Below are 7541 nucleotides of genomic sequence, written 5' to 3'. Positions count from 1 at the left end.
CCCCCCCGCCGCTGGCGTTCAGGGCCGGAAACTACGGCGCGAACGATGACACGCTGCGGGCTCTGGCCAGCCTTGGCATTCTGTATGATACCAGCTTCAACCCCGGCTACGAGGCGGAGCGACCCCGCATCTCCCTGCCGGTGGAGACCGTGGAGCCGGTTCTGCACCATGGCGTCGTTGAATTTCCCGTCAGCTGCATTTCAGATCGCCCGGGCCATTTCCGGCACGCCCAGCTGTGCGCGCTCTCGGCGTGGGAGATGCGGGATGCTCTTCGCCACGCTGCCTCCTGCGGGCAGCGCTATTTCACTCTGGTCACTCACAGCTTCGAGCTGCTCACACGGGACCGGCTGCGGGCCAACCGCACCGTGGTGGATCGGTTCGAGCGGCTGTGCGCCTGCCTTGCAGACACCAGCAATGGCTTGCAGGTGCTGACCTACGGGCAGCTTGATCCCGCCGCGCTGGGACAGGCGGCACCAAGGGCGCGTCTGTCACCCAATCTGCTGCGAACCGCCCACCGCATGGGCGAACAGCTGCTGTCGGGCCTGCGGTATGAGCGCGGTCCCGGTCATCCCGCCCAGCGGCCTGATCCGTCGTCGCGCACGTCTCTTCATTGAGATCAGGATTTTCCGAACCGCTGGAGGACTTCCTGCATACGGGCGGCCAGCCGGGCAGTGGTGCCGTAGAGGGTGGGCGCGAAGGCAACCATATCAATCAACTCAGGGCCGGGGCGCGCACCCCAGCCAGACTTGTAACCGGTATCGCCCATACCGATGTTGATACGCTCCAGCCCGCGCTCGAACGCGTCCAGAATCAGCTTCTGATAGATCTTCGTGCCGGTTCTGTACTGGGCGACGCGCTCATCAAAACTGTTGGCGATCACGTACCGGGTGTCACCTGAGTCCAGCGCCAGCGCAAAGCTCACGGGCGCGTCGCAATGGTAGATGATCCAGACGTTGAGCGCGCGGCTGAACCATGGGTCCGCCGTCAGCCGCGCCCAGTAACAGGCGTTGCGGCTGCCGAGAAAGCGGGGCTCGCCATCGCGCGCCACCCAGGCCGCTACTTCCACTGTCTGAATGTCGCGAATGACGGCGGTCCAGTCCGCCCCCGCATCGGTGAAGTGGCGAAGCGTGGTATCCCCCGCCTCCTGAAGCTTGCGCCAGTAATAGTCTATCTTCTTGCGACGGTTGTTGCTGAGCGCCTTTTGGTAGGCCTCCGCCCCGCCGGGGTTGTCCAGAATGAAGTCGGTGCCGACCTTTCGTCGCGTCACGCTCCAGCCGTCCCGCTCCAGCACGGGCGCAAGGGCGCGGAACAGCGGGTCATCCTCCGGCACCGGCCCGAGGCGCACCCCGGCACTTGAGCCTATGTCGCGCAGCAGCGGCAGGCTGGCGGCAGCCAGCCGCGCGGGATCGCCCCGAAAGGGAATGCCGCGTGAGGGGAAGTAGCTGCCGCACAGGGAGGCGAAGGAGAAGGGGCCAATCCGTTGCGTGCTGAAGGGCAGGATGCAGGCACTGGCAGCGCCGTCCTCTACCGGAAGGTAGCGTGCCGGCCGCCGCCAGTTCCGGTCGTCTCCGTAGGCGGCCTCCCAGGCATCGTACCACGCCGGTCTCAGGAAATGCCGGTTGAGCGGTCCGCCGTCAGCCACATGTGTCCAGTCGTGCATGATCGCCTTGCTGCCTGTTGGTCCAGAGCCAAGCTTGGCGGAAACAGCACTCGGGTGAAACGAGAATATTTAAAATATATTCAACAATATTAATGAATTAACACGCTGAGTGGCTGGAATGAGGGGCTGGCTACTGGAAACAGCTCTGCCGGGCCATGCGGGCCGCAAGGCTGATGCCATGGGCGGCCAGCCCCTGTCCGCTGTACAGCACGCGGCTGTTGCGATCGGTCACAATAGCCCGGCTCGCCGCCAACCCGTCGCCAGAAAGGCATTCTGGGACGTGACGCTGGTGGAGCTGACGTAGGAGATCACTTCCTTGATGCCCTCCCGGCTCAGCTCATGGACAACGGATCGGATCAGTCGTTGCGCCAGTCCGTGCCTGCGCCATGCAGGATAGGTGTAAAGACAGCTGAGGAAACCGGAATTCTCCGGCAGGGTCACCCTGAGGGGAATAGGATTTTCAATCGCCAGCGGGCCGGCCAGATCCATGGTCAGTTGGGCCATGACCTCGCCATCCTCCACCAATGCATAGACCCGCCCGCCGGAGGCAACGATACTGCGCACGCCGTGCCCGCTGTGGCGGCCAAGCTGGCTCAGCAGGTCATCGCCGCACGCGCGGCAGTCGGCAGCGGTGCGGATGGATAGCAGTCTGCGATCGGGCGCGGCCTTCGCTCCGTGGAGTTCGTCGATGGTGGTCGCGAAGAAATCGAAGATCTCGACGGGATACACCTGCTTAATCAGCCAGGCTGTCGTCCCTCTCACGCTGCCTTTCTTCAGGCCGCCTTTCGGGCGGTCGCTCTGTTTCAGGCGCGCCGGCAAGCGAAGCTCCGCCATTCGTGGCCTCTGTCGTTGCTGGGGTCCCCCGCAGCCATTTCTTCAGCCGCGTTTTGACGCCATAACGCTCGGCCACATTTCCCAGTGCCTCTACGCCCGCATGAAAGTTCCGGTGTGTGGCAATCAGAACCCAGTTGGCCACGGTCGGCCGCAGCAGCAGAACGTCCACGCAGTCCACGCAGCCCGTCGAGAACAGGCGCTTGTGCTGGCCGTCTCCCTCCGTGAAGTCGAAGAAACGGTGGCGCTGCTCGGCGAACAGCCGTTCCATCGCTTCTAATTGCAGCACCGTTCCGGGTGAATGGATGGCGATGCCCGGGTCATAGCCAAGGTAGGCGTAGATCGCGCAACCCTTCTGGATCGGAGTGTAGAGGTAGCTGACCGGCTCGCCGTTCAGGAACAGCAGGTAGCCTCTCGCCTCGTCCCGGGCGGCGCTGGCCCGCAGGGCGGTGCGGAAGCTTTCGCCTTCCGGCAGGCCGCTGCCCAGCAATCGCTCCTGGTAGGTCTTTTGCGAAACCGCACGGGCCAAGGTGTAAAAGGCCTCCATTTCCTCAGGCGTGCGGTAGGCGCGCACGTCTAACCGGCCGCCGGACAACTGCTCGAACTTGCGCACCTTGCGCTTCAGCGTGGAGCGGGACTTGGCGGAGAAGCCGCCCAGATAGTCCTCGAACGTGCCGCCAAGGCTGGCGTAGTAGCGCGGGTAGCGCTGGCGCACATAGACCAGCAAGCCCTGCGCCTCCGCCGTAACCGGCCCGAGCCGTGCCTCGGGAAGGGAGCGCAGCATCATGCCGTCCGCCCCAGCGGGCAGGGGCGGCAGCCGCAGTCCGGCCTCGCCCAGCAGGCTTTCCAGGTCGAATCCCTTAGTGACCAGGCGACGAGGAACGGCGGCGAGGGTGCGCTCGCCAACCTGAAAACGCAGCGGAAGAATAATGGGAGAATCGGGTGAGCCGGCGGCCATCCTGTTCCTCAAAACTAATGAAAGTCGAAGGGGACGCACCAGCACTTGCTACCAATCATATAGCCGCGAGTTCCAGATGCGCCAGAGCCGTTTTCACGCCGCGCCGGGCATATTTGCAGGCTCGCATCGGTCGGCCTGCGGAGAGCGGTGCGTCTCCTGCTGGACAGGCAGGCTCCTCTCCCGCCACAGTTCCACGTGGTTTGTACGCTGCGGCAGGGGAGTGAGCGAAATGGCAAGGCGGAACGCGGATGTATTGGGCTATCGCGCCAAGCTGGGCTGCATCGGCCCGTCCACCAATACGGTGGTGCAACCGGATTTCGAGCTGCTGCGCCCTCACGGCGTCACCAACCACTACAGTCGCATTCCGATTGAAAACCCCTCCGGCATCAGTGACGCGGATTTCATCGCCACCACCAACATCATTGGTGCCAATACGCTTGAGGCGGTGAAGTGGGCGATGACCTGCAAGCCGGACCGGCTGGTGATGGGCATGTCCGCCGTGACCTTCTACGGCGGCATCAAGGGCGCGCATGAATTCCGCCAGCGGGTGGAAGACTATGCAGGCGTTGAAGCCACCATCGGCTCCCTCGCGCTGGTGGAGGCGCTGCGCGCCTACGGTGGCATCCGCCGCGTCTCGTTCCTCTCGCCCTACTATCCCAGCGCCAACCGGGAAGTGCGCGCTTTCCTCAAGGAGAACGGGTTCGAAGTCGTGCGCGATCTGGCAATGCAGCGCCCAAGCTGGCTGGCCATTGCCGAGACGACCGAGCGCGAAGTCATCGACGCCCTCAAAAGCATCGACGGCGATGATGTGGATGCTCTGGTGCAGGTCGGCACCAACCTGTCGATGGTTCGCATTGCCGCCGCCGCCGAGCTGTGGCTGGACAAGCCGGTCATCGCCATCAACACGGCCACCTACTGGCACGCCCTGCGCGCCCTCGGCATCAACGATCCCGTGTTCGGATACGGCCGCCTGCTCGAGGAATTCTGAGCGCACGCTCTGCGCCTGTCCTCGCCCGTGGTCTCAAGCGCCTGGCGATGGGGGGTATGCTGGCTGGACCGCCCGGAAATGCAGCCCTCATTTTGTCCGGAACAGCATGTGTTGCTTTAAAGAAACGCTGCCGCGCTTTTGCGCCTTCTCATGAGAATTGGCATAATTTCATGCGTTTGCTTGAAACGTGCCTCCGGGGGGGCGTTGCAGAATAGACGCGCTGGTGAATGTAATTAGCAGCAACATGGCAACATTATCTAGATGTATTGACTTATTGCCGTGGCTTCTGGAGGCTAGACCTTACTTACAGGCGGAGACCGATTGATAAACAACAAGAATCGGCGCTCCGGGCGGTGAACAGCCGCCGACAACGGGGAGGAACGAATGCGCAAGAGTGTTCTTCTAGCATCCGTATGCGTTCTTGGTTTTCAGCTTCCAGTGTTTGCCCAGACAACCGAACCCACCCAGAGCCCGGCAACTGTCGAGCCTGCGGCGCAGGGAACGGAGCTCGGTACCATCATCGTCACCGCCACCCGCCGCGCCCAGGCGCTGTCGGAAGTACCGGTGGCGGTTTCCGCCGTCACGGCCGAGAGTCTCGAGCGCTCCGGCGTCAGCGACATCCGCCAGCTGAATCAGCTGGCCCCCTCGCTTCTGGTCTCCTCCACCACGTCGGAGGCAAGCACGTCCGCCCGTATTCGCGGCGTCGGCACGGTGGGTGACAACCCAGGCCTTGAAAGCTCCGTCGCGGTGTTCATCGACGGCGTCTATCGCGTCCGCAACGGCGCGGGCCTCAACGAACTGGGCGATATCGAGCGCATTGAAGTGCTGCGCGGCCCGCAGGGCACGCTGTTCGGCCGCAACGCTTCGGCGGGCCTCATCAACGTCATCACCAAGAAGCCGAGCTTCGATCTGGGCGCCGGCGGCGAGTTCACCTACGGCAACTATGATTACATGCGCCTCGCCGGTCATGTGACCGGTCCGATCGTCGCCGACACATTGGCCGCCCGGTTCGACGCGGTCTACTCCAAGCGCGACGGCTTTCTGGAAGACCCGGCCACGGGCTTCGAAATGAACGACCGCGATCGCTACCTGCTGCGCGGTCAGATGCTGTTCACACCGAACGACAATCTGGAAGTGCGGCTGATTGCCGACTACGCAAAGAATAACGAGCACTGCTGCGGCGCAACCTTCCAGCCGACGGTCGAGACCTTCCGCGATCCCGCCACGGGCGAGCTGGCCACCCGGCCCAACCCGTTCGTGCCGCTGATGGAAAGCCTTGGCGCGCGCTATAACTTCGACACCTTCGATCGCGAAATCGCCGTCACTGAGGGGCGCGAGCCCAAGAGTCCGGCCGAGGACTGGGGCCTCTCCCTGCAGGCGGACTGGGATCTGGGCTTTGCCAACCTGACCTCGATCACCGCCTATCGCGATTACAAGTCACAGCTCTACGGTGATACAGACTTCACCAATGTGGACATCCTCTACCGGAGCGAGGGCAGCGGGCGTCAGTTCAAGACCTTCTCGCAGGAGCTTCGCCTCCAGGGCAATGCCTTTGACGACAGGCTCGACTGGCTGGTCGGCGGTTACTACGCCGATGAATCGCTGGAGGTCGTGGACCGGCTGAAATTCGGCAGCGATTATGGCCAGTTCGCCACGTGTCGACTGGTGCCGGAGGCGTTGCGGGTGCTCGGTGTACCGGGGTGTCTCGTGCCGCAGGCCGGGCCGACGCTCAACTTCCTGCTCGGGCCCCACGCGCCGAACGTGCTCACCGCCTTCAACCTTCTGCGCGGCATGAACAACGTTGGCGACGAGAACTCCCTGTTCAAGCAGGACAGCGAGAACTGGGCTCTGTTCACCCACAACGTGGTCAAGATCACCGATCAGCTCAGCCTGACCCTCGGCGTGCGCTATACGGAGGAAACCAAGAAGCTGCGCGCCACCTTCGACAACTCCAACACCTTCTGCCCGCGCATCAAGCAGGCGCTGGCACCGGTGTTCGGCGATCCGGCGGCGACGCCCACCGCGCAGGCGCTGGCCGGCGGCCTCATCGCGCTGGGCTGTCAGGGCGGCAGCACGGCGGAGCTGAACGCACTGAACCTCGAGACCGAGCGCACGGACAAGGAATGGACCGGAACGGGCGTGCTGTCCTACCAGTTCAACCGTGACCTGATGGCTTACGCCAGCTACGCCAAGGGCTACAAGGCGGGCGGCTTCAACCTTGACCGCTCGGCCCTCGGCCGCCCGGGCGCTGCGCTGACAAACGCTAATGCGGAGAACCTGAAGTTCGATCCCGAAAAGGTGGACTCCTATGAGATCGGCCTGAAGTACAGCGGCGGCAGCTTCAACCTGAACGTTGCGGCCTTCCGCCAGCTGTTCAAGAACTTTCAGCTCAACACCTTCAACGGCCAGTTCTACTTCGTGCAGACCGTCAACGGCTGCTCGAATGATCTGGGCGGGGCTGATCGGGATGCCTCTGCGCTGACCGGCGCGTGCAACCGGGAGGACGTGCGGGCAGGCGTCATCTCCAAGGGTATCGAAATCGAGGCGGCTGTCTATCCTGCCAGTGACGTGACTGTCACGGCGGGCATGACGCTGGCCGATACCAAATACCGCAACGATCTGGTCGGCGGGGCCAGCGGCGTGCCGCTCGACCCGGTGCTGTTCCTTCTTCCGGGCCAGCGGATTTCCAACGCGCCGAAGTATGTTCTCACCGGCTCTCTGGCGTACACGCCCCAGATCGGCGGCAACGGCATGAGCGCCCTGTTCTATGCCGACTTCCGCTACGCCTCTGACTACAACACCGGCTCAGACCTGTTCCCCGAGAAGGAGCAGGACGGCTACATGGTGGTGAATGCCCGCGTCGGTCTCTACGGGGCCGAGCGCCGCTGGGGGCTGGAACTCTGGGCGCAGAACCTGCTGGACAAGGACTACAAGCAGGTCGGCTTCAACGCGCCGTTCCAGGGCAGCAACTCCGCCGCACAGGCCGAGGCCTTCGGGGTGGTGGCAAACCAGATGTTCACCAACTTCCTGGCCGAGCCGCGCACCTATGGCCTGACTTTCCGGGTGCGTTACTGACGCTTTGAGGAGATGTGCGCATCTCCTCC

The 7541-nt window shown here is 63.5% G+C and carries 5 protein-coding genes and 1 pseudogene; 3 read left to right on the top strand and 3 right to left on the bottom strand.

Annotation, left to right across the window (positions count from 1 at the left end; translation table 11 throughout):
* Nucleotides 1-614: pseudogene (locus tag VIG90_RS07095) on the top strand (hypothetical protein); the annotation flags it as partial.
* 2 nt (nucleotides 615-616) lie between these two features.
* Here VIG90_RS07095 and VIG90_RS07090 read toward each other — a convergent pair.
* The 3 genes from VIG90_RS07090 to VIG90_RS07080 form a co-directional block, all read right to left on the bottom strand.
* Complete coding sequence (locus VIG90_RS07090) at nucleotides 617-1660, bottom strand: GNAT family N-acetyltransferase (RefSeq protein WP_331592791.1); 1044 nt, start codon at nucleotides 1658-1660, stop codon at nucleotides 617-619.
* Between the two features lie 228 nt (nucleotides 1661-1888).
* The gene (locus VIG90_RS07085) at nucleotides 1889-2422 is read right to left on the bottom strand and encodes a GNAT family N-acetyltransferase (RefSeq protein WP_331592790.1); all 534 of its coding nucleotides are present in this window, start codon (nucleotides 2420-2422) and stop codon (nucleotides 1889-1891) included.
* Nucleotides 2394-3449: a GNAT family N-acetyltransferase gene (locus VIG90_RS07080; protein ID WP_331592789.1), complete on the bottom strand. Its 1056-nt coding sequence runs from the start codon at nucleotides 3447-3449 to the stop codon at nucleotides 2394-2396. Before VIG90_RS07080 ends, VIG90_RS07085 begins: the two co-directional genes overlap by 29 nt.
* A 229-nt stretch (nucleotides 3450-3678) precedes the next feature.
* Between VIG90_RS07080 and VIG90_RS07075 the strand changes: the two genes are divergently transcribed.
* Together VIG90_RS07075 and VIG90_RS07070 are read left to right on the top strand one after the other, a co-directional pair.
* Nucleotides 3679-4437: an arylmalonate decarboxylase gene (locus VIG90_RS07075; protein WP_331592788.1), complete on the top strand. Its 759-nt coding sequence runs from the start codon at nucleotides 3679-3681 to the stop codon at nucleotides 4435-4437.
* A 384-nt stretch (nucleotides 4438-4821) separates the two neighbouring features.
* Entirely contained in the window at nucleotides 4822-7512 is a 2691-nt protein-coding gene (locus tag VIG90_RS07070) for a TonB-dependent receptor (RefSeq protein WP_331592787.1), read from the top strand.
* Nucleotides 7513-7541: the final 29 nt, after the last annotated feature.

Origin of the sequence: Pedomonas sp. (genome assembly GCF_036515995.1) — a bacterium.
Taxonomy (GTDB): Bacteria; Pseudomonadota; Alphaproteobacteria; order Sphingomonadales; family Sphingomonadaceae; genus Pedomonas.
This window is presented reverse-complemented; position numbering and strand designations above follow the sequence as displayed.

Excerpts from the sequence above, each read along its gene's own strand:
- VIG90_RS07090 (WP_331592791.1), bottom strand. The coding sequence starts at position 1,660 with ATGCACGACTGGACACATGTGGCTGACGGCGGACCGCTCAACCGGCAT.
- VIG90_RS07080 (WP_331592789.1), bottom strand. The coding sequence starts at position 3,449 with ATGGCCGCCGGCTCACCCGATTCTCCCATTATTCTTCCGCTGCGTTTT.
- VIG90_RS07070 (WP_331592787.1), top strand. The coding sequence starts at position 4,822 with ATGCGCAAGAGTGTTCTTCTAGCATCCGTATGCGTTCTTGGTTTTCAG.
- VIG90_RS07075 (WP_331592788.1), top strand. The coding sequence starts at position 3,679 with ATGGCAAGGCGGAACGCGGATGTATTGGGCTATCGCGCCAAGCTGGGC.